Origin of the sequence: Actinomadura sp. 6N118, assembly GCF_044326415.1 — a bacterium.
Classification (GTDB): Bacteria; Actinomycetota; Actinomycetes; order Streptosporangiales; family Streptosporangiaceae; genus Spirillospora.
Window position 1 is genome coordinate 212,190 of the sequence record NZ_JBIRAZ010000007.1, and the last position, 21,870, is coordinate 234,059.

Annotated in this window: 22 protein-coding genes and 1 pseudogene; 13 read left to right on the forward strand and 10 right to left on the reverse strand. The window is 67.4% G+C overall.

From position 1 onward, the window contains the following. The first annotated feature begins 379 nt into the window (after window positions 1–379). Window positions 380–1,642, forward strand: coding sequence for a DUF222 domain-containing protein (locus ACH34W_RS20000; protein WP_395962422.1), 1,263 nt, complete (start codon window positions 380–382; stop codon window positions 1,640–1,642). A 243-nt stretch (window positions 1,643–1,885) separates the two neighbouring features. Here the strand turns inward: ACH34W_RS20000 and ACH34W_RS20005 are convergent. After that, a pseudogene (locus tag ACH34W_RS20005) lies at window positions 1,886–2,666 on the reverse strand (IS5 family transposase). Between the two features lie 416 nt (window positions 2,667–3,082). Further along, window positions 3,083–3,292, reverse strand: a complete 210-nt coding sequence (locus ACH34W_RS20010) for a hypothetical protein (RefSeq protein WP_395962423.1) — start codon at window positions 3,290–3,292, stop codon at window positions 3,083–3,085. A 1,233-nt stretch (window positions 3,293–4,525) separates the two neighbouring features. On the opposite strand from ACH34W_RS20010, the gene ACH34W_RS20015 reads away from it, so the two are divergent. Further along, window positions 4,526–4,879 carry a hypothetical protein gene (locus tag ACH34W_RS20015; RefSeq protein ID WP_395962424.1) on the forward strand — a complete coding sequence of 118 codons (354 nt, stop codon included), beginning with the start codon at window positions 4,526–4,528 and terminating at the stop codon, window positions 4,877–4,879. A 690-nt stretch (window positions 4,880–5,569) separates the two neighbouring features. On the opposite strand, the gene ACH34W_RS20020 is transcribed toward ACH34W_RS20015, so the two are convergent. Further along, window positions 5,570–6,880, reverse strand: a complete 1,311-nt coding sequence (locus tag ACH34W_RS20020; RefSeq protein WP_395962425.1) for a hypothetical protein — start codon at window positions 6,878–6,880, stop codon at window positions 5,570–5,572. Between the two features lie 164 nt (window positions 6,881–7,044). Then, a complete protein-coding gene (locus ACH34W_RS20025; protein ID WP_395962426.1) occupies window positions 7,045–8,814 on the reverse strand; it encodes an acetyl/propionyl/methylcrotonyl-CoA carboxylase subunit alpha in 1,770 nt (589 codons plus the stop codon). A gap of 175 nt (window positions 8,815–8,989) precedes the next feature. Here ACH34W_RS20025 and ACH34W_RS20030 point away from each other — a divergent pair, with 175 nt between their 5' ends. After that, a complete protein-coding gene (locus tag ACH34W_RS20030) occupies window positions 8,990–10,039 on the forward strand; it encodes an SPFH domain-containing protein (protein WP_395962427.1) in 1,050 nt (349 codons plus the stop codon). A gap of 29 nt (window positions 10,040–10,068) precedes the next feature. After that, window positions 10,069–10,392, forward strand: a complete 324-nt coding sequence (locus ACH34W_RS20035; RefSeq protein ID WP_395962428.1) for a hypothetical protein — start codon at window positions 10,069–10,071, stop codon at window positions 10,390–10,392. Between the two features lie 133 nt (window positions 10,393–10,525). Here the strand turns inward: ACH34W_RS20035 and rpsN are convergent, their stop codons facing one another. From rpsN to rpmG, 4 genes are read right to left on the reverse strand one after another with little or no spacing between them, the layout of a single operon-like run. Further along, window positions 10,526–10,831 carry a 30S ribosomal protein S14 gene (gene rpsN / locus ACH34W_RS20040; protein ID WP_395962429.1) on the reverse strand — a complete coding sequence of 102 codons (306 nt, stop codon included), beginning with the start codon at window positions 10,829–10,831 and terminating at the stop codon, window positions 10,526–10,528. Next, the gene (gene rpmB, locus ACH34W_RS20045; RefSeq protein WP_395962430.1) at window positions 10,831–11,067 is read right to left on the reverse strand and encodes a 50S ribosomal protein L28; all 237 of its coding nucleotides are present in this window, start codon (window positions 11,065–11,067) and stop codon (window positions 10,831–10,833) included. Before rpmB ends, rpsN begins: the two co-directional genes overlap by 1 nt. Beyond that, entirely contained in the window at window positions 11,067–11,318 is a 252-nt protein-coding gene (locus tag ACH34W_RS20050) for a type B 50S ribosomal protein L31 (protein WP_395962431.1), read from the reverse strand. The genes rpmB and ACH34W_RS20050 overlap by 1 nt, the downstream gene beginning before the upstream one ends. After that, entirely contained in the window at window positions 11,315–11,479 is a 165-nt protein-coding gene (gene rpmG, locus ACH34W_RS20055; RefSeq protein ID WP_395962432.1) for a 50S ribosomal protein L33, read from the reverse strand. Before rpmG ends, ACH34W_RS20050 begins: the two co-directional genes overlap by 4 nt. Before the next feature lie 84 nt (window positions 11,480–11,563). On the opposite strand from rpmG, the gene ACH34W_RS20060 reads away from it, so the two are divergent. Together ACH34W_RS20060 and ACH34W_RS20065 are read left to right on the forward strand one after the other, a co-directional pair. Beyond that, on the forward strand, window positions 11,564–12,682 hold the full coding sequence (locus ACH34W_RS20060) for a CobW family GTP-binding protein (RefSeq protein WP_395962433.1): 1,119 nt from the start codon (window positions 11,564–11,566) through the stop codon (window positions 12,680–12,682). A gap of 382 nt (window positions 12,683–13,064) precedes the next feature. Beyond that, window positions 13,065–13,604: a hypothetical protein gene (locus ACH34W_RS20065; RefSeq protein WP_395962434.1), complete on the forward strand. Its 540-nt coding sequence runs from the start codon at window positions 13,065–13,067 to the stop codon at window positions 13,602–13,604. 84 nt (window positions 13,605–13,688) lie between these two features. On the opposite strand, the gene ACH34W_RS20070 is transcribed toward ACH34W_RS20065, so the two are convergent. After that, a complete protein-coding gene (locus tag ACH34W_RS20070; protein ID WP_395962435.1) occupies window positions 13,689–14,477 on the reverse strand; it encodes an SAM-dependent methyltransferase in 789 nt (262 codons plus the stop codon). Window positions 14,478–14,999: 522 nt separating this feature from the next. Between ACH34W_RS20070 and ACH34W_RS20075 the strand changes: the two genes are divergently transcribed. The 5 genes from ACH34W_RS20075 to ACH34W_RS20095 all read left to right on the forward strand — a co-directional run bounded on the left by ACH34W_RS20075 (window position 15,000) and on the right by ACH34W_RS20095 (window position 19,212). Continuing rightward, window positions 15,000–15,272 carry a WXG100 family type VII secretion target gene (locus ACH34W_RS20075; RefSeq protein ID WP_151558621.1) on the forward strand — a complete coding sequence of 91 codons (273 nt, stop codon included), beginning with the start codon at window positions 15,000–15,002 and terminating at the stop codon, window positions 15,270–15,272. A gap of 151 nt (window positions 15,273–15,423) precedes the next feature. After that, window positions 15,424–15,666, forward strand: a complete 243-nt coding sequence (locus ACH34W_RS20080; RefSeq protein ID WP_395962436.1) for a hypothetical protein — start codon at window positions 15,424–15,426, stop codon at window positions 15,664–15,666. A gap of 38 nt (window positions 15,667–15,704) precedes the next feature. Further along, entirely contained in the window at window positions 15,705–17,735 is a 2,031-nt protein-coding gene (locus ACH34W_RS20085; RefSeq protein WP_395962437.1) for a hypothetical protein, read from the forward strand. Beyond that, a complete protein-coding gene (locus ACH34W_RS20090; RefSeq protein ID WP_395962438.1) occupies window positions 17,732–18,313 on the forward strand; it encodes a hypothetical protein in 582 nt (193 codons plus the stop codon). Before ACH34W_RS20085 ends, ACH34W_RS20090 begins: the two co-directional genes overlap by 4 nt. 122 nt (window positions 18,314–18,435) lie before the next feature. Then, a complete protein-coding gene (locus ACH34W_RS20095; RefSeq protein ID WP_395962439.1) occupies window positions 18,436–19,212 on the forward strand; it encodes an MOSC domain-containing protein in 777 nt (258 codons plus the stop codon). A gap of 204 nt (window positions 19,213–19,416) precedes the next feature. Here the strand turns inward: ACH34W_RS20095 and ACH34W_RS20100 are convergent, their stop codons facing one another. Further along, a complete protein-coding gene (locus ACH34W_RS20100) occupies window positions 19,417–19,890 on the reverse strand; it encodes a VOC family protein (RefSeq protein WP_395962440.1) in 474 nt (157 codons plus the stop codon). Window positions 19,891–20,046: 156 nt separating this feature from the next. Between ACH34W_RS20100 and ACH34W_RS20105 the strand changes: the two genes are divergently transcribed. After that, the gene (locus ACH34W_RS20105) at window positions 20,047–20,538 is read left to right on the forward strand and encodes a nuclear transport factor 2 family protein (RefSeq protein ID WP_395962441.1); all 492 of its coding nucleotides are present in this window, start codon (window positions 20,047–20,049) and stop codon (window positions 20,536–20,538) included. A gap of 11 nt (window positions 20,539–20,549) precedes the next feature. After that, window positions 20,550–21,749, forward strand: coding sequence for a pyridoxal-phosphate dependent enzyme (locus ACH34W_RS20110; RefSeq protein WP_395962442.1), 1,200 nt, complete (start codon window positions 20,550–20,552; stop codon window positions 21,747–21,749). Window positions 21,750–21,870: the final 121 nt, after the last annotated feature.

The window sequence follows — 21,870 nt, forward strand, 5'->3', positions numbered from 1 at the left end:
TCGCATGGCTGGACTTCCGCAACCGCAACCAACGTGACCGCAACCCACGACAAAGCCGCACAAACCCGCAAACGGTCATTTCGGCACCGCTCAACCACCCACCCAAACCAGCCGACTTAATCCCCGATCCACCCGTCCTCAATCGACAACGACCGTGGGACGACCCCCCACCCCAGCCACCCACAAAAACAGGCCACAAACAACCACCCCGATCCCGGCGAATGACATCGACATAACCCTCCGACTCGCCGCTCCTGGCCCAAGTGGAAATCGTGGGACGGTCACCTGTCGCACCCGGCCCAAAAAGGTGGCCGGATGCCGTCGGCAATCGGCACTCAACACCTTGCGATATCACCGAATGTGACGATAGAATAACAGCATGGATTCGATCGTGGCGGGACTTGATTCCGCTTCCACCGCTGACTTGGTGGAAGCGGCCGCCGCGATCACCACCCAACTCGCCCAACGAGCGGCGCCCGACTCCGGGACCGCCTGCATGGAGTTGGCCGAGCGGTTTGCTGCCGCGTTGGATCAGGGTGAGCAGGTGCTGGCGGGGTTGATTGCGGTGGTGGACCGGACCGGCGAGATGAAGCACTGGGGTCTGGCGTCGACTCAGGCGTGGTTGCGGTGCCGGTTGGGCATGCGCGAGGGCCGCGCCCAAGAACGCCTCACCCTGGCCCGGCAACTCCCCCGCCTGCAGCAAGTAAGCGAGCGGCTGGCCACCGGCGCCCTGTCGTATGGGTATGCCGCCACCATCGCCGACGCCGTACAGCGCCTGAACGATGAGGATTGCGCGGCGGCCGAGGGCATTTTGTTGGAGGCGGTGGCGGGCGGGGTGTCGGCGCGGAACCTGGCGCGGCTGGGCCGCAGAGTGCATGATCTGGTCGCCGAACTCACCGGGGAAGATAAACCGCCGGAGGATGCGGCGCGGGGGTATCAGCGGTCGTGGGTGACCGTCAGCCGGTCGTTGGATGGCGGCTGTTACCTGCACGGGTGGCTCAACCCCGAAGACACCGCCATCCTGGACGGCACCCTGACACCGCTCGCGAAACCCGCCGGGACCGACGACCGCCGCGATCTGGCCGAACGCACCGCCGCCGCCCTATCCACCGTGCTGGCTGGTGGGCACAGGGACACCCGGGTCACTGTCATCGCCGACCTGCAGACCCTGACCGGCGATGACCGGCCCGGGCGGCTGCGTGACGGCACCCCGATCCCGGCGGCGCAGGTGCGGCGCATCGCCCTCAACGCCGGAATCTCCCCACTGATCATGAGCGCCGACCATGTGCCGCTGTATTTGGGGCATGCGGTGCGGATCGCCACCGCGGGGCAACGGCGGGTGCTGGAAACGCTGTATGACACGTGTGCGGTGCAGGGGTGCGAGGTGCCGGGGCTGTTGTGCGAGGTCGACCATGTCGATGGGTGGGCGCTGGGCAACAGCCCCACCGACATCGACAAACTCGCCCTATGCTGCGGCTGGCACAACCGCTGGAAACACACCCACCCCCACCAGATACACATCACCCACACCAACGACGGCCGCTTTGTCTACCGGGCGCTGCCACCCGACGGGACCGCCAGATCCAGACACGGCAGACCCGTCGATCAGGCCGACAATCCCTGGCACGACCACGCGGCCTGACCACCCCGCACACCCCCAGCCCTGTAGTAGCCCGGCGCACCCCCAGCGCCGGGCCTACAGGCACGCCCCCACCCCGGGCCAACCGTTCACCATGGGCGGCAGCCGCGTCCGGCAGCCTTGGCGCCCACCCTGACGCCCACCCTGGCACCCGCACCCTGCCCGCAGCCCCGACCAAGTGACCGCCAGCCCCCAAGGGGACAGGTCACCCACCGCGTCGGCAGGCTCTAAGAGCTCCTCACAGAATCAGCGGACGAGGCGTCGCCAGCAGACGATGGCTGCGGCCAGGGTCATGAAGGCCTCGTGGATGTCGTCGCGGATCTCCCAGCGGATGCGCAAGCGGCGGAACCAGTGCAGCAGGCCGATGGTGCGCTCCACGACGTAGCGGTGGACGCCCAGGCCAGAGTCGTGCTCGGTGCCGCGGCGGGCGATGCGGGGTTTGATGCCCTTGGCCGGACCAGGCGGCGGTATTTGTCGTGGTCATAGCCGCGGTCGGCCAGCAGGCACGCCGGTCTGCGGCGGGGCCGTCCCACCCGGCCGCGGACCGACGGCACCTTGTCCAGCAATGGCATCAACTGGGTGACATTGTTGCGGTTGCCGCCGGTCAGGCTGAGGGCGAGCGGGATGCCGTGGCCGTCGGTCAGGACATGGTGCTCAGAGCCCGGCCAGCCACGGTCGACCGGGCCCGGTCCGGTTTGGGCCGCCTTTCAACGCCCGGACGTGCGAGCTGTCGATCACCGCCTCGACCAGTCCAGGTGACCGGCGGCGTGCAACTCCTCCAACAGCAGCCGGTGCAATCGATCCCACACGCCGGCTTGGTGCCACTCGGCCAGCCGCCGCCAGCACGTCATCCCCGACCCAAACCCAGCTCCTGGGCAAGAACTCCCACCGGATCCCGGTATGCAGCACGAACAAGATTCCGCGCAGCACCTTGCGATCGTCCAACCGCCTGCGGTCGGGTGTGGCGCTTGCGGCGCTCCACCTTCGGCAGCAGCAGTTCGATCCGCTCACACAAGCTGTCGGGCACGCCCCAGGGAAGTTGCTCGCCTTACGCATGCCCCTACCGAACAGCTAACCACTACCGCATGTCGCGCCATATACGCATTCTGTTATGACCTCTAAGGCCGCTGTGGGCGTTAGCACGGCCGGGATGCAGCAGCACCAGCCTCCCCGCGCACAGCGCCACAAACGCTCTTCCCCCGGCCAGACGCGCGGCACCTTGACGCCCAGACCTCCCCCCGGCTCACCTCGCCGCCGGGTCTGAATCCAGCCCAGCGGTGACCCGCAGCCGGGCAAGCAGCCGCCCCCAAGGGGTGGCCGACGCCGAGATCACAGACCTGGAGCTGCTGTGGTCATGAGCGTGGTCGGCATGGGGCAGTGCCAGCCTCCCCGTGCGCAGCGCGGCAAAGCTCTTGCCCATCAGACCCGCGGCCACGTCGGCACTCAGCCCTGCCCTCCGCTCACCTCGCTGCCGAGTCTGAACCCCAGCCCTGCGGTGACCCGCAGCCGGGCAAGCAGCCGCCCCCAAGGGGTGGCCGACGCCGAGATCACAGACCTGGAGCTGCTGCGGGCATGAGCGTGGTCGGCATGGGGCAGTGCCAGCCTCCCCGTGCGCAGCGCGGCAAAGCTCTTGCCCATCAGACCCGCGGCCACGTTGGCGCCCTGCCCTGCCCTGCCCTGCGCTCGTCTCGCTGCCGGGTTTGAACCCCGGCTCCGCGGTGGCCCGCAGCCGGGCGACCAGCCGCACTAAAGGGGTGGCCGATGCCGAGTTCGCAGTCCTTGGGCCGCTGCGGCCGTGAGCATGGCCGGCCTGGGGCAGTGCCAGCGTCCCCGTGCGCAGCGCGGCAAAGCTCTTGCCCATCAGACGCGCGGCCACGTCGGCGCCCAGCCCTGCCTCCTGCTCGCCTCGCTGCCGAGTCTGAACCCCAGCCTCGCGGTGACCCGCAGCCGGGCGACCAACCCGCGCACAAGAGGCGACCAGGTGCCGAGATCGCTGATGCTGGCCGCCGCAGACAACACAGGCGGCAACCCGACAGCGACGGACATCCCGCGCAGCGCGGCGATATCTTCTACCAGCGTCCGGCGAGCGGTTACGTTGGCGTGCTACTCCGCCCCCCGGTTCACCTCGCCGCTAAGTCCGAGCACCAGTCCAGTGGTGGTCGGCAGTTGAGTGACCGGCCGCGCCACCGGGGTGACCGATACCGGTTCGTTGCTTTGCTGCGCGTCGATGTGCACCACACCGTCCGTGCCACACCCACTGCTGCGGCACGGACGTTGCTGGAATGCACCAACACCAGGCACCTCGCGCGAGGCGCGGCGGGGTGTTTCACCAGCGTCCGGGGAGCGGCCACGTTGGCGCGCTGCTGTGGGCCTCACTCACCTCGCCGTCGAGTCTGTGCCCCTGCTCTGGGCCGCAGACGGGTGACCGGCCGCGCGAAAGGGGGTGATCGGTGCCGAGATCGCCGGCCTTGAGCCGCTATGGCTGTGAGTGTGGCCCGGGATGCGGCAACACCAGGCATCCCGCGCGAAGCGCGGCAAAGCTCTTGCTCCTCACTGGGCGTACGGTCACGTTGGCGCTCCAACGGTCTGTCGAGGACGACGGGGCGCTCTCCCATCGGCGTGAACGGCCTGGTCATGCCGACGACGATGGCCTCCATCGACACCATCAGCATCGTGTGAGCGCCATCGCGGGTGCCCGAGCGACGATCAGCAAGCGGCGGTGGGCGAATACCGGCGAATCGGATCTTCACCGCCGACAGACTTCGTCATCAAGCAACCCTTTTGATCACGAAGCCGTGTGTGCAGGGAACGAGCCCCTGCCCTTCGGGTGATCCACTCGGTAGAGGCTGTGATCGCACGGCTTCGCTCCCACAGAGAGGATCGCAAGTGAAGGCAGGATTCCGTTTGGTCATCGCCGTCACTGCGGCGGCGCTGGTTCCGGCGGCCGCGACGGTCACAGGGGCTTCGGCGGCTGGCAGTGTCACCGTCGGGATTTCCAAGGCCAACCGCGACCATGCTCGCGTCGAGGTGAAGAACGGGACCGGCCGTACCCTCACCGACGTGGAGGTCGACCTGTGTTACGACGGGGGTCCTTGCAAAAGGCTGAACCGCTGGCTCGTCACGATCAAGCCAGGAGACCGTGTGGCCTACACCGGCACGTGCACCCAGGGCCAGAAGATCTACGGCCTGGTCCAGTACCCCCGTGACCACGGCGAGCACTCACGCATCATCACCTGCTGAGGCGTACGCGACCTGCGGACATAACCCGATTCAGGGGTCTGCCCACAAATGCGAGCAGCCCCTGGTCCAAAGGGCGAGCGTTCGGCGACGCACAACTGGACGCCTCACTCCCAGTGAATGCCGACATCTCGGCGGAGTCGCGAGCACGATCGTGGGCTCAACCCTTGTGCGCCCCGGCGCTGTGGTGACGGCAGGGCCCGGCCGGGGCATTGTCATCGGACCAGCATGCTCCGGCGGCAGCGGCGAACGGGCTTCGGCTCTCGCGCTAAGGGTGGCATGGGCCCGATTTTTAAGGCGCGTGGGCTGCGGACAGTGACTCAGGGGGCCAGTGAACGTCGCGGATCTTGGTCGTCCCGCGACTCGCTCTGGTTGATCCGGTCGCGCACATATCGGCTCGTCAGAGTCGCTGGTGACGCGTTCGGGTGACGGGAACGATCGTTCGCGACCGGGCCTGCTCGTTCAGATCGGCCAGTTTCTCCTCACGGAACGCCGACCAGCCGAACCTTCCCGGTCCCGGTCGGCCATTGGAGAATCGTCGATGTGGATTGCCCGGGCCATCCTTGCGGTGGGGGCCACTGAGGTTGTCGAGCGCTGCCTTGGGGGCGACTCGCGTGGGCTCGGGCCTTCGCAGCGGTTTTGAATAGAGCGAGGGGTCGCGGCGTTGGGACCCCTCGCTCTCACTCGGGCGGATCAGAAGCCTCCGAAGTCGCCTCCGCCGCCGAAGTCACCGGAGCCGAAGTCCCAGCCGCCGCCGACGTCGCCACCGTCGCCGCCGAAGCCGCCCATGTCGCCGGCACCCATGTCGCCGTAGCCGCCGCCCCAGCCGCCCATCATCGAGCCGAGCATGGTGCCGATCATCATGCCGCTGAGGAGGTCCATACCGCCGTACGAGGCGTAGTAGCCGCCCGCGTAAGGGCCGTAAGCGGGGCCTGCGTCCCAGTAGGGACGGCGGCCGTCGCCGTAGGGCACCATGCGGATGTCCGGGTTTCCTCCGCTCAGTACGGCCTGTGCGTCGGCTTCGCAGGCGGGGACAGAACGGGGCGTGCCGCCGGGCGGGGCCCACATCACGTCCTGCGTAGACGGGCCGTGGTTGGGGTTGAAGAAGCAGGGGGCGCGCTTCTCCGGCACTGGCTCACCGGCCATCCGGGCGCGTGTCGCGGTCATGTAGTAGCGGCCGTCCTCCAGGGCCGTGGTGACCGCCTGCATGTCCTGTGGATTGGAGGCGCGGACGGTCGCGGACTTGGCCCCGTCGTAGGAGTTCATGGCGCGCTCGTAGTCCGAACGGATCTCGGGGTCGAGCTTCTGGTCCATGACGTTGAGGTCGAGCTTGGCGATGTCCTCGCCGAGCAGCGTCACGTCCTCCTCGACACCCTGCTTGAGCTCGGCCATCTGCTGCTCTTCGCGCTTGCGGCGCTTGCCGCGCACGACGAGGAACGCGGCGAACGCGGCGGCCAGGAGCAGGATGACCACGCCCAGCGTCACGAAGCCCCCGATCATGCTCGATCGGGCCTGGTCGTCGGCCTTCTTCTCGGCGAGCGACCCGAACTGCGTGAGCCGGGACTTGATCCCGCCGCCGGAGGTCTGCGCGATCAGCTGGTTGATCTCTTTGCTGGAGAGGTCCTTGGAGATGCCGGCCATCTCCCGGCCGTTGGCGTCGATCGCAACGTAGGTCTTGCCCTTGCCGACCCGATTGCCGACGGACTTGAGCATGCTGCCCAGTGCCTGCTGGGAGTGGCCGGGCTTGACCACGACGGCGCGGATGTCGGCGTCCCCGTCGTTGGCGAACGCGGCATTGATCTCGGCCTTGTCGGCGTCCGACAACGACGCACCGGAGTCGGTCGTCACGTACAGCCGGGAATTGGTCAGGCCTTTGGCGATCTGTGAGACATCGTCGGCCTGGGCGGGTGCTGCGAAGCCGAACAGCAGCAGCATGACAGCGGCGATCATCGCCGGCACCGTGAAACGGCGTGCCGGGGGCCTCGCCCGAAGCTCGGAACTCATGATGACAGTCTGCCTCCTCACCTGGTAAGACGAGTTCACGGCACACTCCGTTCCGGACCCCCCGTCGCCGCAGGTCAGCGGCCTGCTCAAGGTCATACCCGGGAATGGTCATACCCGGGAAAACGGAACGCACCCCCGCCGGGTGGCGGGGGTGCACGATTCGGTCAGGAATCCTTGATCTCGCAGATGACCGCGCCGCTGGAGACGGTCTGCCCGACCTCCGCCGCCAGGCCGGTGATCGTGCCGGCCTTGTGGGCGGTGAGAGGCTGCTCCATCTTCATGGCCTCCAGGACCACGATGGTGTCCCCGGCCGCCACGGTGGCGCCGTCTTCGGCGACGAGCTTGACGATCGTGCCCTGCATGGGGCTGACCAGGGAGTCGCCGGACGCCTGGGACCCGCCGCCCTTCTTGCCGCCGCGCCGCTTGGCCGGGGCTCCCGCCTTGCCCGTGGCGGAAGCCGAGGCGCCCAACCCTGCGGGGAGAACGACCTCGATGCGCTTGCCGCCGACCTCGACGGTCACGCGCTCACGTTCGCCGGCGTCAGGCTCGCCGGCCGCTACGCCCGCGTCGTATGGCGGGATCTGGTTGTCGAATTCGGTCTCGATCCACCGGGTGTGGATGGTGAACGGTTCGTGGGGATCGACGGGGACGAAGGCGGAGTCGGCCAGGACTGCCTGGTGGAAGGGCAGCACGGTCGGCATGCCCTCGATGGCGAACTCAGCCAGCGCACGACGGGAACGTTCGACTGCCTGCTGGCGAGTGGCGCCGGTGACGATGAGCTTGGCGATCAGCGAGTCGAACGCCTGCGGCACCGTTTGCCCCTGGACATAGCCCGAGTCCAGCCGCACACCCGGGCCGGACGGCGGCTCCCAGGTGGTCAACGTGCCGACTGCGGGCAGGAATCCACGGCCCGCGTCCTCGGCGTTCAACCGGAACTCGATCGAGTGGCCGCGCAGAACGGGGTCGTCGTAGCCCAGCTCTTCTCCGGCAGCGATCCGGAACATCTCCCGCACCAGGTCGATCCCGGCAACCTCTTCGGTGACAGGGTGCTCCACCTGCAGGCGAGTGTTGACCTCCAGGAACGAGATAGTGCCGTCCTGGCCGACCAGGAACTCGCACGTCCCCGCCCCCACATAGCCTGCCTCGCGCAGGATCGCCTTGGAGGAGGTGTAGAGCAGGTCGACCTGCTCGTCGGTCAGGAACGGGGCAGGGGCCTCTTCGACCAGTTTCTGGTGGCGGCGCTGTAGCGAGCAGTCTCGGGTCGACACTACGACTACGTTGCCGTGGGTGTCGGCCAGGCATTGGGTCTCCACATGCCGCGGCTTGTCCAGGTAGCGCTCGACGAAGCACTCGCCTCGCCCGAACGCACCGATTGCCTCCCGTACCGCCGACTCGTACAGCTCAGGGACTTCCTCCAGCGTCCGGGCGACCTTCAGCCCGCGGCCACCACCGCCATAGGCCGCCTTGATAGCGATCGGCAGCCCGTGCTCACGCGCGAACTCCACCACCTCATCGGCACCCGACACCGGGTCCTTGGTGCCCGCCACCAGCGGTGCACCGACCTTCTGCGCGATGTGCCGCGCCTGCACCTTGTCACCCAGCGCGATGATCGCGGCAGGCGGCGGCCCGATCCACGTCAACCCCGCCGCCATGACCGCGGCAGCGAAGTCAGCGTTCTCGGCCAGGAACCCGTAGCCGGGATGCACCGCGTCAGCGCCCGCATCCGCGGCGACCTTCAGGAGCTTGTCGATGTCCAGGTAGCTGTCTGCGGCCGTCGAGCCGCCGAGCGCGAACGCCTCGTGCGCCACCCGAACATGCAACGCGTCCAGATCCGGCTCGGCGTACACCGCGACGCTGGCCAAACCTGCATCGCGACAGGCTCGGGCAATACGAACCGCGATCTCCCCGCGGTTGGCGATCAGGACCTTGCGCACGTGGGTCTCCTCCCTGAACCTCGCACGCAGTCTAGATAACCCCCCTCCAAGACTTTTGTAAGCCCCTCCTTATCGTCGATTATCCCTTGTGAAGCAAGGGATCCAGGACACCCGCCGTCCCGTCTGACCGGTACCCCCGGGAACGAACGCCCGGCGGCGGAGAGGAGAGCGGGACGTGGCAGACAAGAACGCGTCGGGCGCGAAGGACTCACTGGGAGCACGAGGATCGCGTCGCCTCCAGGCACCGAGCCGTCGGAACGCGATCATCCTGGCGGTGGTGCTGGTCCTGGTGGGCGGGCCGCTGCTGAACGGGCTGCTGAGCGGCTACGAGCGGACGGGCGGCGGCGAGATCGCCATCGTCCGCAACGGAGGCTTCTTCGACAACAACAGGATCCGGCAGGTCGTCGACCCCGGATCGAGCCGCACCTGGATCGGGCTGTACTCGAAGGTCCACAAGTACCCGGCGCAGCAGCGCTTCTACACCATCACCTCGAAGGAGTCCAAGGGCGAACGCGAGGGCGTGGACGTCGTCACGGTGCCCAGCGCCGACGGCGTCAACATGGGCCTTGAGGGCACTCTCTACTTCACGCTCAACCTGGACCACCAGGCGCTGAAGTCGTTCGACGACAAGTTCGGGACCCGGAAGTTCCGCGGTGTGGGCGGCGGCGCCTACTTCGCCTGGGAGGGGGACAAGGGCTGGTCGGCGTTCCTCGACCAGGTCGTCCGCCCGGTGATCGACAACGATCTGCGCAGCCAGATCAACAGCTTCCGCTGCGCCGAGCTCGTGTCGTCCTGCGCCCTCGTACAGAACACCTCGTCTGCCGCCAACGCGCAAAAGCCGCTGGCGGGCGGAGCGCAGCCGCAGAGCAACAACGCCAACATCGCCAAGGTGCAGCAGGCGATCAACACCAGCCTCGCCGCCGATCTCGAGAACACCCTCGGCGGCAAGTTCGTCACCAATCTCCACTTCAACCTCGTCCGGGTGACGCTGCCGGAGAAGGTGCAGGACGCCGTCGACCGGGCACAGGCCGCGTTCGCCCAGGTGAGCGAGGCGCAAGCGCGTGTCGCCACGGCGAAGGCCGAGGCAGCCGCGAACAAGGCCCGCCAGGACGGCTACAACAAGTGCCCGACGTGCGCGAGGATCGAGGAACTGCGGGCGTTGCCGCAGGGCATCACGGTCTACGCGCCCGGCAATCCGAACGGTGCCCTGCTGCCGAGGAGGTGACTCGTGCAAAGCTGCCGAGGAGGTGACCCGTGCGATTCCTGATCATCCTCGTGGCCCTGGTGCTGCTCGCCGTGGTGATCGTCCTGCTGCTGTACGGGCTGCGGGGCGGCGCCGAGTCGAAACCCGCAGACGTCCGGGCGAGGTGGGAGCCACACACCGAGGCCGGCGACGGCGTCACCACGGTCGTCGTACGTCAACTTGCCGAGAACCCGCGAAGCGGGCACGCGATCGAGTCCGGCCGCCAGGTCATCGCGTCCATCCCGGACGACGATCCGGAGTGGGAGACGCGCTACCACGAGGCCATGGCCCAAGCCCGATCCCGCGTGGCCGCCCTGGAGAGCCAGGCGGACTGATCGTTCAAGACCGACCGTTCAAGAAAGTCGCGCACTGACCGTTCGAGAAAGACCCGCGCGTGCCGGGGACGGGAACGCAGGGGACCGGCACGCGCGGGAGCCATGGCTTCGGAGCCGCGCTTTGGAGCCCTGGTTACCAGCTGGACTTGCGGACGCCTGGGAGTTCGCCTCGATGGGCCAGTTCGCGGAAGCGGACGCGGCTGAGGCCGAACTTGCGCAGGTGGCCGCGGGGGCGCCCGTCGACGGCGTCGCGGTTGCGGATCCGGGTGGGGCTGGCGTCGCGGGGTTGACGGCTCAGCTCGCGTACGGCCGCGGCGCGGATCTCGGGGTCGACGCCGGGGTTGCGGATGAAGCGCTTGAGCTCGGCGCGGCGGGCGGCATGCCGTTCCACCACGGCGCGACGCCGTTCATTCGCCGCGATCTTGCTCTTCTTGGCCATCAGACCTTCTCTCCACGTGCCCTGATCCGGGCCACCGCCCGGTCGATGCCGATCTTGTCGATGGTCTTGATGGCCTTGGTGCTCAACGTGAGCGTCACGTACCGCCGTTCGCCCGGCAGCCAGTAGCGCTTGCGCTGCACGTTCACGTCGAACCGGCGCGGGGTCCGGCGGTGCGAGTGCGACACCCGCTTGCCGAACCCCGGTCCGCGGCCCGTCAGCTGACAACGCCGGGACATCAGCCGCGGCCCCGCGCGTAGCGCCGGTTGAACTTCTCGACCGCGCCGGTGGAGTCCACCAGGCGGCTCTTACCCGTGTAGAACGGGTGGCTCGCGGACGAGACGTCCACATCGACGACGGGGTAGGTGTTGCCGTCCTCCCACTCGATCGCGCGGTCGGAGACCACGGTCGAACGCGTCAGGAAGGCGAAGTCGGCGCCGCGGTCGCGGAAGACGACGGGCCGGTAGTCGGGGTGGATGTTCTTCTTCATCGTTCCTCCCGGTAGGTCACGTGCCTGCGCACGATCGGGTCGTACTTGCGGAGGGTCAGGCGGTCGGGGTCGTTCCGGCGGTTCTTGGTGGTCACGTACGTGTGACCGGTGCCGGCGGTCGACCTGAGCTTGATCACCGGCCGGAGCTCGTTCTTGGCCACGGATCCACCCCTTCCTGTCGGCAGCACTTCCGTGCCTGTGCAAACATAATGATAACCGTTTTCATTCCTGGGAGGGCAAGCAGGATGTCGAGCATTCCGGTGGTCGTGGTCGCGGGTCTGCATGCCGAAGTGCGGGCCGAAGCCGTGCGCAGGCTCCTGGCGGCCACGCCGTACTCCCTCGCCGTTCACCACGACCTGCGCGGCATCGGCCATGGCCAGGTCGAACGCGTCGTGCTGGATGCGTGGGGAGTGCGGGAGCGAGCCGATGTACGCCTGGCGCACGGCTGCGTTTCGTGCACCATCCGCGAGGACGTGCTGCCCGCCATCGAGCGGCTGGCCAGCGAAGCGCGCCTCCTCGTCATCGAGACTTGGGGCTCGGTCGAACCACGTGCCGTCGCCGAACAGATCGCCAAGGTGCCCGGTGTCCACCTCACGGGCGTGCTCACGGCCGCGGACCCGGCAGGCGTGCTGAACGACCTGGGCGGCGGCGAACGCCTGCGTGACCGGGCGCTGACGGCGTCCGAGGAGGATGAGCGGTACGTGGCAGAGGTTCTCGTTCGCCAGATCGAATACGCGTCGACCCTCATCCTCGGCGCCGGGGAGCCGGAGGATGTCCTCTTGGCACAGACCGTGCTCGAACACCTGGGCGCCGGAACGCCGGTCACGCCGCTCGACGAGCTCACCGCCCCGCACGGCGCACTCGACGCCGCGACGCTCGCGGCCCGGGTCGATCCGGAGAGCCTGCGCCTGCCGGTCGATCAGGACTCCGACGGGGTCGCCACAATGATCTGGCGGCGCCCCCGCCCGCTCCACCCCGTGCGGCTGTACGAGGCGATCGACGATCTGGCGACCTGTGCCGTACGGAGCCGTGGGCGCCTGTGGCTCGCGAACCGTCCAGACGTGCTCCTGGGATGGGACTGCGTGTCCGGCCTGCTGGCCATCGAGGATCGCGGCCGGTGGCTCGCCGCCCGTTCCAGCCGCGCCTGGTCCAAGGCCACGCCCGCCCGCCGGGCCGCCGCCGCGCTGGACTGGCAGCCGAAGACCGGCGACCGCACCCAGTTGCTTGCATTCACCGGCCCGGAGCTGGATCGCCCCGCTATGACGCACCTCCTCGACCGATGCCTGCTCACCGAAGCGGAGATGCGCGCGGGCTCCGACGCCTGGGCCGCCTACGCCGACCCGTTCGCGGGCGTCCTGGACTGATCCGCCCGCAACCGTCCTGAGCTGGTCCGTTTAGTGGCGTCCGTCGCAGACGGCCAGGGCGGGTCCGTTAAGTGGGCGTCGTAAGTTGATCCGTCCGCGGACGTCCTGGGCTGAAGCGTCCGGCACAAGCTCTGACTGAGCCGGACGTTCCCGCCGCGGGGTGTACTGAGCTGGATCGTTCGCGGGCGGGTTGGGCCGTTCGTCTGAGGTGGCCGGGGTCGCGTCGTTTGCGGCACTTATGGGCGGGATCGCTCATGTTGATTCTGGGCGATCTGATCCCAGTGGCTGTGGGGGTATCCGGACGCGATGGTTCGGGCGGATTTGCCTCTCCCGTCGGGGGTTCTGCCGGTGTATCTTCGCGACTGATCAACAGAGGAGACCGATGGCCCGCGGGACTCGTTCCGGCTTGGCGATGGTCCTCGCCATCGCCGCATGCGTGATGGTGCCGTCGTCCACCCCGGCGATGAGCCGGCCGACCGTGGACGACGAGACCAAACAGCAGCTCACCGTCGCCGCCCGGTCGCTGCTGGAGCGCCGTTCGAAGGCGCTCGTTCAGCAGCCCCGGCGCCGTGACCGGCAAAGTCCCTCCGAAGTACTCGGCGTCCAGATCTCGCCCCTGGTCGTACGCAACCAGGACCGGGCCCTGCGGGAGCTGGCGAACCGCAACCGCGCCCCAGTCGAAGGCGGCCCGGCGTACACCGGCGCCCGCACGCGCCTCCGCGCCGATCGTGCCGTCCGGACGGGCGACCGCATCACGCTGGAGGCCACAGAGCACACCGAGGTCCGCTACGAGAACGGCAGACTCACCCAGTCAGTGCGCCGCCGGTTCGAGTTCACGACCCAAGGCGAGCAGATCACCTTGGTGGCCGAACGAGTCCTGGACCCCTCGGTCCACCCCCTCAACGACCCGGACCACCACTGACCTGCTGAGGCCATCTCGCCGCTGTCCGCGCGTGTATGGCAATCGCCTACTCGCCCTCAGCCCCATGAACCCCTCTCGGCGCGTTCAGGCGTTCTTCCGCCCGACTCCACCCGCGCAGGCGACCTCGGGCGGGTCGTGCAACGGCTCAGGGCGCCATCTCGACACCGGAACGATGCCAGGCTCCAGAACCTCGAGACCGTCGAAGTAGCGGGCGATCAGCTCCCGGCTCCGAGCCGTATAGGGGATCACGCCCCTCCCGGCGTTGTAGCGCCTGAGCGCCTCCACGTACGTCGGCTCGGCGTCGGTCCCGTCGTAGAGCGCCAGGTAACTGCCCGGCGGCAGCCCCGCCATCAGTTGTCCCACGATCGAACGAGCCTCGTCGTAGTCGCGGATCAATCCCAGGATGCCCATGAGCATGAGCGCGACGGGCTGGCTGAAGTCCAGCGTGCGGGCTGCCGCGGCCAGGATCTTCTCCGGATCGCGCGCGTCCGCCTGGATGTAGTCGGTCGCCCCCTCCGGCGTGCTCGTGAGCAGGGCCTGGGCGTACGCGAGCACCAACGGGTCGTTGTCCACGTACACGATCCGCGATTCCGGAGCCACCCGCTGAGCGACCTCATGGGTGTTGTCGACCACGGGAAGCCCGGTGCCGACGTCCAGGAACTGGCGGATCCCCGCCTCAGCCGCGAGCCATCGCACCACGCGGGCGAGCATGTGGCGGGAGTGCCGGCTCAGTTCCACCATGCCGGGGAAGATGCCGCACACCATGTCGCCGGCACGCTGGTCGACGGGGTAGTAGTCCTTCCCTCCCAACAGGTAATTCCAGATCCGCGCCGAGTGCGGCACGGTGCTGTCGATTTCGGGAGGCTTACTCATCGCCGGTTCTCACTCTCCTGACGCAGTGCCCCGAGATCCTCGCACTCCCACTGGGCCGCCACCCGCCTTTGGCCGCCCTCGGCCGAAACTTGCCGCCCGTAACCCCGTCCTGACCTGCCCCTCCGCCCGCCATAACTTGTTCGCCACCCCCGCGCGCGGCGCCGCCCGAGACCCGTCGGCAATGGCGTGGAGAACGAATCGCATAGTCGGTCAATGGCGAGGTGTGAATTCCCGTAAGCCTGGGAATGCTTATTCGTTCCAGTCGAAATGGAAAGCCAACGTAAAGGGCGCTCGTCCTGCACATGTATTGACGTTCGGTAATAATGAGCGTCAACCAACTGCACAGCGTGACGAGCGGTGGGAGCGGTGTCCGGGCCGCTGTGGCCGCTTCCGGCCACTGGAGGTCCACCGGAAAACGCCCGAATCGGCAGGTGCGAGCCCTCGTACGGGTGGATTACTGTGATCCGTGGGGCGTAGGCTGGCAGCCATTCTTCCGGCAGTGCGGCGAAAGGGATCGGTGCAATGAGCGGTGACAAGCGGGGCGCCAGCATCGGGGCACTGGAAGACCTGTCCCGCATGTTCAGCAAGCACTCCAAGAACCTCGACGCCCTGATCAAGGACCTCAACGGCCGTACGGTCAGCAGCACCGAGATCTGGTGGGGACCGGGCGCCGACCGGTTCCGCAGCGCGTGGATGGAGGCCAAGACGGCCTTCGACAAGATGGCCGTCGCCCTTGAGCAGGGCAGCCAGGACATCAAGCGCTCCCAGCAGAACATCGAGGCGGCCACACGCTGACGCCGCCTCCGTGAGACCGCGGGTCCCGGCCCATCCCCCCGAGGTCGGGGCCCGCGCCTTTCTCAGCGTAACGATCTGATTCCGGTGCGTGACGAACGCCCGTAGACCTCCGCCTCCGCTGGCAGTCTCGTCCGAGAGATCGGAGGCGGACGTGGACGAGGCTGAGCGCTTCAGGTTGCAACTCCTGCTGGGACGCATCCACCAGCTGTCGAACGACCACTGGCACACGTTCACGCGGCCGCGCCAGGCCATGGGCGACCACGCCTGGGTGGGCGGCGCCTCCGCCAAGTCCTTCGACCGGCGGCTCGAACGCAGCGACGCCGAGCTCCACGCGCAGATTCGCAAGGCGCTGGACCTCGTTCAGGAAAAGATGCGCCGCCCTCTGGTCGGCTGACCGTGGCGGACAACTGGCTCGGGCCTGACACGTGCGGAGTGAAGCTCGCGCAGTTCGAGCAGATGACGCAGGACATGACCAAGGCCGGGCCGCAGCTCGCGGAGATGGCCGACCAACTATGGCAGGCGCTGAACGGCGCCGGCGTCAGCACTGCCCCCGCCGAGGAGATCAAACGGATTGCCGCCTGGGCACAACAGGCGGCAGCCGACCTCCGCCGCCGCAACACACTTGCACACGACCTCGACCGCCAGAAACTGACGTTCGGCGTCTGCCGCCCTGACGGCAACTTCATCACCCTGCCGGACCGCTACACCGACCAGGTCGCCTATGCCGAAGGCCGCCGCCTGGCCCCACTCCTGCAGCGCGCCGCCAAGAACGACCCCAAAGCCCTAGAAGGCCTCCGCCGCTACGACCCGAATGACGTCACTCCTGCCCTCGCGAAGGCCCTAGTGGAAACGTTGGGTGCCGAAGACCTACTGAAGCTCCCCGCCGCGTTCCGTGCCAACGAAAACATCCTGGCCCTGCTAGGACGCAGCCTTGCCCTCACCACAAACCCCGACCGCAGCGCCTACATCGGCGACGCCTTCCTAACCGAACTCACAGAGGCCGGCCGCACGACCTTCCCGCCAGGCACCAAGCCGCCGTACGGCTACGCCGGTTACCAATCGCTCTCGACCCTGATGGCCGCCGGAGACACCCGCTTCTCCGCCCGCTTCATCAAAGTGGTGGGTGGCGACATGACCGAATACGACCGAACCGTCCGCAAGGCCCTCCTAGGCAGCCCGCTCCCCGACCTCACCGGCAGGTTCAACGCCACCAAAACCGACTTCCTCATCCCCCTCCTCAACGCCGCCGCCGCATCGGGCCGCGAGGGAGCCCAAGCCCTCCTCAACCACGCCCCCATGGGCCCGCCCACGGCCGACACCCCGCCGCGCATGAGGCTCTCGAACCTCGAATACCTCCTCCGCGACCGTCGCGACCTCTGGGGCCAAACAGACCACGGCGCCGCCCTGGGCAAGGCCCTCCAGACCGCCGCCGCAGGCCAAGACGAACCCTCCGAACACCTAGCCTTCGCCGCAGGCAAGATCCTCGCCGACGACGCGAAGAAGTACTACGTGGTCAAGGAGGGTCAACTCGAGGCTCTGGATCAGAGCGGTGGCGAGTACCTCCGCGACCTAGATTTCAAAGGCTTCGTCGCTCCGGTCCAAGGGATCGACAACCTTGCTGGCCTACGTCCTCACATGGCCGCGATCCTCGCCGCCCACATCACCAAGATCAACGATGTTTACCAGTCTTTCCGTACCGGTCGCTCGACTGGTAGCACCCCTATGTCCGATGTGGGCATGGATTATCTGCTCCTTGATCTCGCTCGCGACGCCGAGTCGTTCGACACTCTTCTCCGGGCCCAGATCGCTCATGCCAGGGTCTCGATCGACAGCGCGATCGCCCAGAATTCTCGCCATCTCGACAGCGTGATCGTCGCTGAGGGTTGGATGTTCGGACATCTCCTGGAGGCCCACAACCAGTCACTGAAGGGCGAGGAGGCTCGCCTGGCCGCAGACTTCCACCGTCTCAAGACATATGTAGACATGGCACTTGGTATCGCAGGCCAAAAGGCCCTGGCGGGTGTGGCTCAACGCGTTCCCGTTGCCGGAGAAGCCGCCGGCCTCCTGGTGAACCGGATTCAAGGTGCTCTCTCCATCCAGATCACCAAGTATCTGGCAGAGAAGCCCAGCGAGACCATCTTTGCCCCGAAGTCAAACACCGAAGCCGTAGAGAAACTCTTCAACCAGATGATCGCCGCCTCCCTTGTCACCCACGCGCGCTACGATCCGAAGGACCTCAAGGGCAAGTCCTTTGCTGCAACTGGAGTCGAACCCAAGGTCCGCTCTCTTGAATCGCTGAGCATTGATGAGCTTGAAGAGTTCCTGCGGTGGGCGAGCACTCACTCCGATCTCAACGACCTTCGCGATCGAGCCCTGACTTCGATGCAGACCGGAATGAGGGAGACTGCTGGGCACTATCGCGACGGCGACGGTCACAACGTGGCGCCTACTTTCCAGCGATGATCGCGATGCGGACGGTAGCCGTGGCCGCAGTTATGGGCATGTTTTCGACTGTTGCGTGCACCAATGCGTCCCCTCCCAAGGTAAAGGCTTCACCCGATCTCCGGCCTGTCTCGGATGGGCCGCCGTATCTTTGCGACCTGGTCTCAGAGCCAGCATTCCGTCGAGTCACGGGCCTGATGCACCTCACCTCACGATGGGCCGGCCCACAGACCGACAACGGGTTGTGCCTCGCCCACATTCCTGGACGCGAGGCGCCACTTGGCTTGGACTGGTCCTATAACGACGGCCAAAAGGTTCTTCGTCTCCAAAAAGAAAACTGGGAAGACAACTCGCCGCACCGGCTCCCTGCGGACCTCGGCAGTGGACTGGCGGTGATCCGACCTACTGCGGGTGCAGATCCACGGCCAAACTTCGTGATTGCGCTGTTCAGATGCGGTAAGGAGAGGCCGTGGATCAGCATTGACTTTGCGCCGGTGGTGCGGGGGCGGGATGCGGTCCAGGACATGGTGGAGTTCATGCGTATCGCTGAGAAGAGATTTGGTCAGATCCACAAATGCACGCCTAAGCCGCTGGAGTGAGGGGCCTGGGGCAGGACAGCGGGGGGCAGGTGGCCGGTATGCGACCCGTAACTTGACGGAGTTTTGTTAGGAAGGGCTCGTTTTTCTGGCTTTGGGAGCGGGGGAGACGTAGCGTCCGTTGGGTGACGGTGGTTGTGCGGCAGTTGAATGCGTTTCCGATCAAGAGCGCGGGCGGGACTTCGGTGGGTGAGGCCGAGTTGCTGGCCACGGGGTTGAGGTATGACCGGGAGTTCATGGTCATACGGCCGGACGGGCGGCATCTTTCGCAGCGGGAGCTCCCTGGGCTTGCTCTGCTGAGGCCCTCGTTCGACGGGGTCAAGCTGACCGTTCAGGCGGGTTACTCAACGTTGGTGTACGAGCCGGAGCCTGGGCCTGTGCGGGACGTGAGCGTCCACGGGCAAGTGTGTCTGGGCGTGGACCAGGGCGATGAGGTGGCGGCATGGCTCGGTGAGGTGCTGGGCGAGGACGTTCGGCTGGTGCGGTTTGCCGGCTTGCGGGTCGTCAAACGGGGCGCCTCGATGATGTACGGGGATGGCGAACCCATCTCGGTGCTGTCCGTGGAGTCTTTGGACGATCTGAACGGGCGGTTGGCGAAGCCGCTTCCGATGCGGCGGTTCCGGCCCAACATCGTGGTGGAGGGCCTGGGTGCGTACGGGGAAGATGCGATCTCCAGGATCCGGGTGGGCGAGGTGGAGATCGAGCTGATCCGGCCTTGCGGGCGGTGCGTCATCATCAACACCGATCAAGACACCGGGCGGAGGGGGCGGGAGCCTCTGAGGACGCTTGCCGGCTACCGGACCTCCAGCTTTGAGGGCAGCCGGGCGATCATGTTCGGGCGGCTGGGGGTGCCGCGCGGAGTTGGGACCTTGCGAGTCGGGGACGTGGCGGCGTGTTCGTGATGTGGACGGCCGGGGCCGAGGACCTCGTGCGGCGGACACCGCGGTCTGGCTCGGCGAGACGGGGATCGCCTGGCGTGCAGGCGCTCTACTAGTCCGAGGGCTTCGTCGCGCGGAGATAGCGAGTTTCTGACGCTGCAGTGGAAGGTTTCGGGAGACGCGGCCGTACGGGGAGGCCGCTTGGCGGCCTCCCCGTACGCTGCGGGTTCACGCGTTGTAGGCGTCTCGGAGGCCTTGGATGTCGATCTTCTTCATTCCGAACATGGCCTTCATGACGCGTTCGGAACGGGCCGGGTCCTTGTCGGCCAGGAGGTCGGTGAGCGTTCTGGGGATGATCTGCCAGGACAGGCCGAAGCGGTCCTTCAGCCAGCCGCATGGGCCTTCTTGGCCGCCGTCGGCCGTGAGCTTCGCCCAGAGTTCGTCGACCTCTTCCTGCGAGGTGCAGTCGACGTAGAGCGAGACCGATTCGTTGAATTTGAATTCAGGGCCCCCGTTCAACGCGATGAACTCCTGCCCGGCCAGCTCGAACCTCATCACCATCACGGAGCCCTTGGGACCCGGACCGGCCTCGCCATAGCGCTGGACGTCGGTGATCCGTGAGCCCTTGAAGACCGACGTGTAGAGGTTGACCGCTTCCTCGGCCTGGTCGTCGAACCACAGGTATGTCGTGATCTTCTGCATGCCGGTCTCCCTCGTTGCGGGTCTGGTGCTCGTGTAGACCACGCGCGGGCCCAGAACTCATCGCCTCACCCCCTTTTCCGAGCGGCTCACCCCCTGCGGTGGGATGGGACGGCTCAGCCGGGGCGCTGATCCGAGCGACCCTGAGGAGGACATGTCATGTTCAACGCCATCAACGCCCAAAGCCCTGACGCCATCGTTCGTGAGCTCAAGGACCGGGCGGAGATCGTCGACGCGCTCTACCGGTTCGGGCTGGGCCAGGATCTGAAGGACCGTGAGCTGTTCGCGTCGGCCTTCGCCGCCGAAGCCGAGCTGGACTTCCGGCCGACCGCTGTCAAGATCGGGATCGAGAGCGAGCTGATGGTGGGCCGGGACACGATTGTGGACACGATCCTGGGGCTGTTCCGGGGACGCGTCGACACCACGCACACGGTCACCAATCCCCGCGTGAGTGTTGACACCGACACCGCCGAGCTCACCGCGGTCGTGGACGCCCAGCACGTGCTCCAGGCCGACCCGTCCCAGCACGCCCTCCTCAAAAACCTCTACGCGGTCGGCCTCGTACGCGACGGGCAGCGATGGGTCATCAGCAGGATGCGCATCGACAACGTCTGGTACACCGGCACGCCCAAGGCCATCTTCGGACCATAGACTCGGCTCGCATGGGTTCCCTTGCCAGTGGTCAGCGCTCTCTCTTCGATGCGTCCATCCGTTATCCGCTGACGCCGCCGCTCACCCGAGGTTGCCCGGAGGCGAGCACCGAGGAGATCGCCTACCCGGTGGAGGTCGACTACGACTACGCCCGGGTGCCGCGCGAGCTGTTCGCGCAGCATCCGGGCGATCTCGATCAGTGGGCGCCGATCCTGCCGCCGCTCGCGGCGCCCGGCCTGGGTGAGGGTGGTACGCCGCTGATCCAGCTTGAGGACGGCGTCTTCGTCAAGGACGAGTCCCGCAATCCGACGTGGAGCCACAAGGACCGGATCAACCGGTGCACAGTGAGCGCCGCGGCGGCGATCGGGGCGCCCGGCGTCGTCGTGGCCTCGTCCGGCAACCACGGCGCCTCGGCTGCCGCGTTCGCCGCCCGGGCGGGCCTGCCTTGCGTCGTTCTCGCCACGGCGGACACGCCCCCGGCGGTCGGCTCGTTCGTCAGCGCGTACGGCGCGCATGTGCTGCCCGTGGCCAAGGAGGAACGCCGGCCGCTCATGCGGCGCATCGTGGACGAGCTGGGGTTCCATCCGCTCAGCAACCTGACCGAGACGCACACCGGGCATGCGTACGGCCCCGAGGGCTACAAGACCATCGCGTACGAGATCTTCAGTGAGATCGGCATCCCTTCGGCGGTCTATGTGCCGACCGGATACGGCGAGCTGTTGTTCGGCGTTTGGAAGGGCTTCACCGAGCTCCGGCTCCTCGGCCTGACCGAGCGTGCGCCCCGGATGTTCTCGTGCGAGCCCGCCGCCGGGGCCCCGCTTGCGCACGCCGTTGCCCAAGGCGTTCCCGCCGTTCACCTGAAGGCGGGACCGACCGACGCGTACGCCATCGACTGCGACTTCAACGGCTACCGCGGCGTGATCACAGTCAGGGACAGCGACGGCGCCGCGTTGAGCCTCACCGACGACGAGATGCGCGCCGCGCAGCGCGAGCTCTCCCGGACGGGCCTCTGGTACGAGCTCTCCTCCGCCAGCAGCCTGGCCGGGCTCCGGCAGGTGGGTGAACGTGACCGCACCGGCCCGGTTGTCTGCATCGCCACGTCCAGCGGGTTCAAGGACACCGGCGTCGGCGCCCGCCCGCTCGAACCCATCGACCCTTCCTGGGATTCCGTCCTCCGCCGCCTGAAGTCCGCCGGTCTCCCCGGCACCTGATCAGTGGGCGGCCACCTCTCGATCAGCGGAGCGGCCGTTTCGCGATCAGTGGACGGCGGCTCGCGCGATCCAGCGGAACGGCCGCCTCGTTGGACGAGGCGGCCTTCCGATCAGGTGAACG

Excerpts from the sequence above, each read along its gene's own strand:
- ACH34W_RS20020 (WP_395962425.1), bottom strand. The coding sequence starts at position 6,880 with ATGAGTTCCGAGCTTCGGGCGAGGCCCCCGGCACGCCGTTTCACGGTG.
- ACH34W_RS20070 (WP_395962435.1), bottom strand. The coding sequence starts at position 14,477 with ATGAGTAAGCCTCCCGAAATCGACAGCACCGTGCCGCACTCGGCGCGG.
- ACH34W_RS20050 (WP_395962431.1), bottom strand. The coding sequence starts at position 11,318 with ATGAAGAAGAACATCCACCCCGACTACCGGCCCGTCGTCTTCCGCGAC.
- ACH34W_RS20060 (WP_395962433.1), top strand. The coding sequence starts at position 11,564 with ATGTCGAGCATTCCGGTGGTCGTGGTCGCGGGTCTGCATGCCGAAGTG.
- ACH34W_RS20100 (WP_395962440.1), bottom strand. The coding sequence starts at position 19,890 with ATGCAGAAGATCACGACATACCTGTGGTTCGACGACCAGGCCGAGGAA.
- ACH34W_RS20000 (WP_395962422.1), top strand. The coding sequence starts at position 380 with ATGGATTCGATCGTGGCGGGACTTGATTCCGCTTCCACCGCTGACTTG.
- ACH34W_RS20105 (WP_395962441.1), top strand. The coding sequence starts at position 20,047 with ATGTTCAACGCCATCAACGCCCAAAGCCCTGACGCCATCGTTCGTGAG.
- ACH34W_RS20065 (WP_395962434.1), top strand. The coding sequence starts at position 13,065 with ATGGCCCGCGGGACTCGTTCCGGCTTGGCGATGGTCCTCGCCATCGCC.
- ACH34W_RS20090 (WP_395962438.1), top strand. The coding sequence starts at position 17,732 with ATGATCGCGATGCGGACGGTAGCCGTGGCCGCAGTTATGGGCATGTTT.
- ACH34W_RS20075 (WP_151558621.1), top strand. The coding sequence starts at position 15,000 with ATGAGCGGTGACAAGCGGGGCGCCAGCATCGGGGCACTGGAAGACCTG.
- rpsN (WP_395962429.1), bottom strand. The coding sequence starts at position 10,831 with ATGGCCAAGAAGAGCAAGATCGCGGCGAATGAACGGCGTCGCGCCGTG.
- ACH34W_RS20110 (WP_395962442.1), top strand. The coding sequence starts at position 20,550 with ATGGGTTCCCTTGCCAGTGGTCAGCGCTCTCTCTTCGATGCGTCCATC.
- rpmB (WP_395962430.1), bottom strand. The coding sequence starts at position 11,067 with ATGTCCCGGCGTTGTCAGCTGACGGGCCGCGGACCGGGGTTCGGCAAG.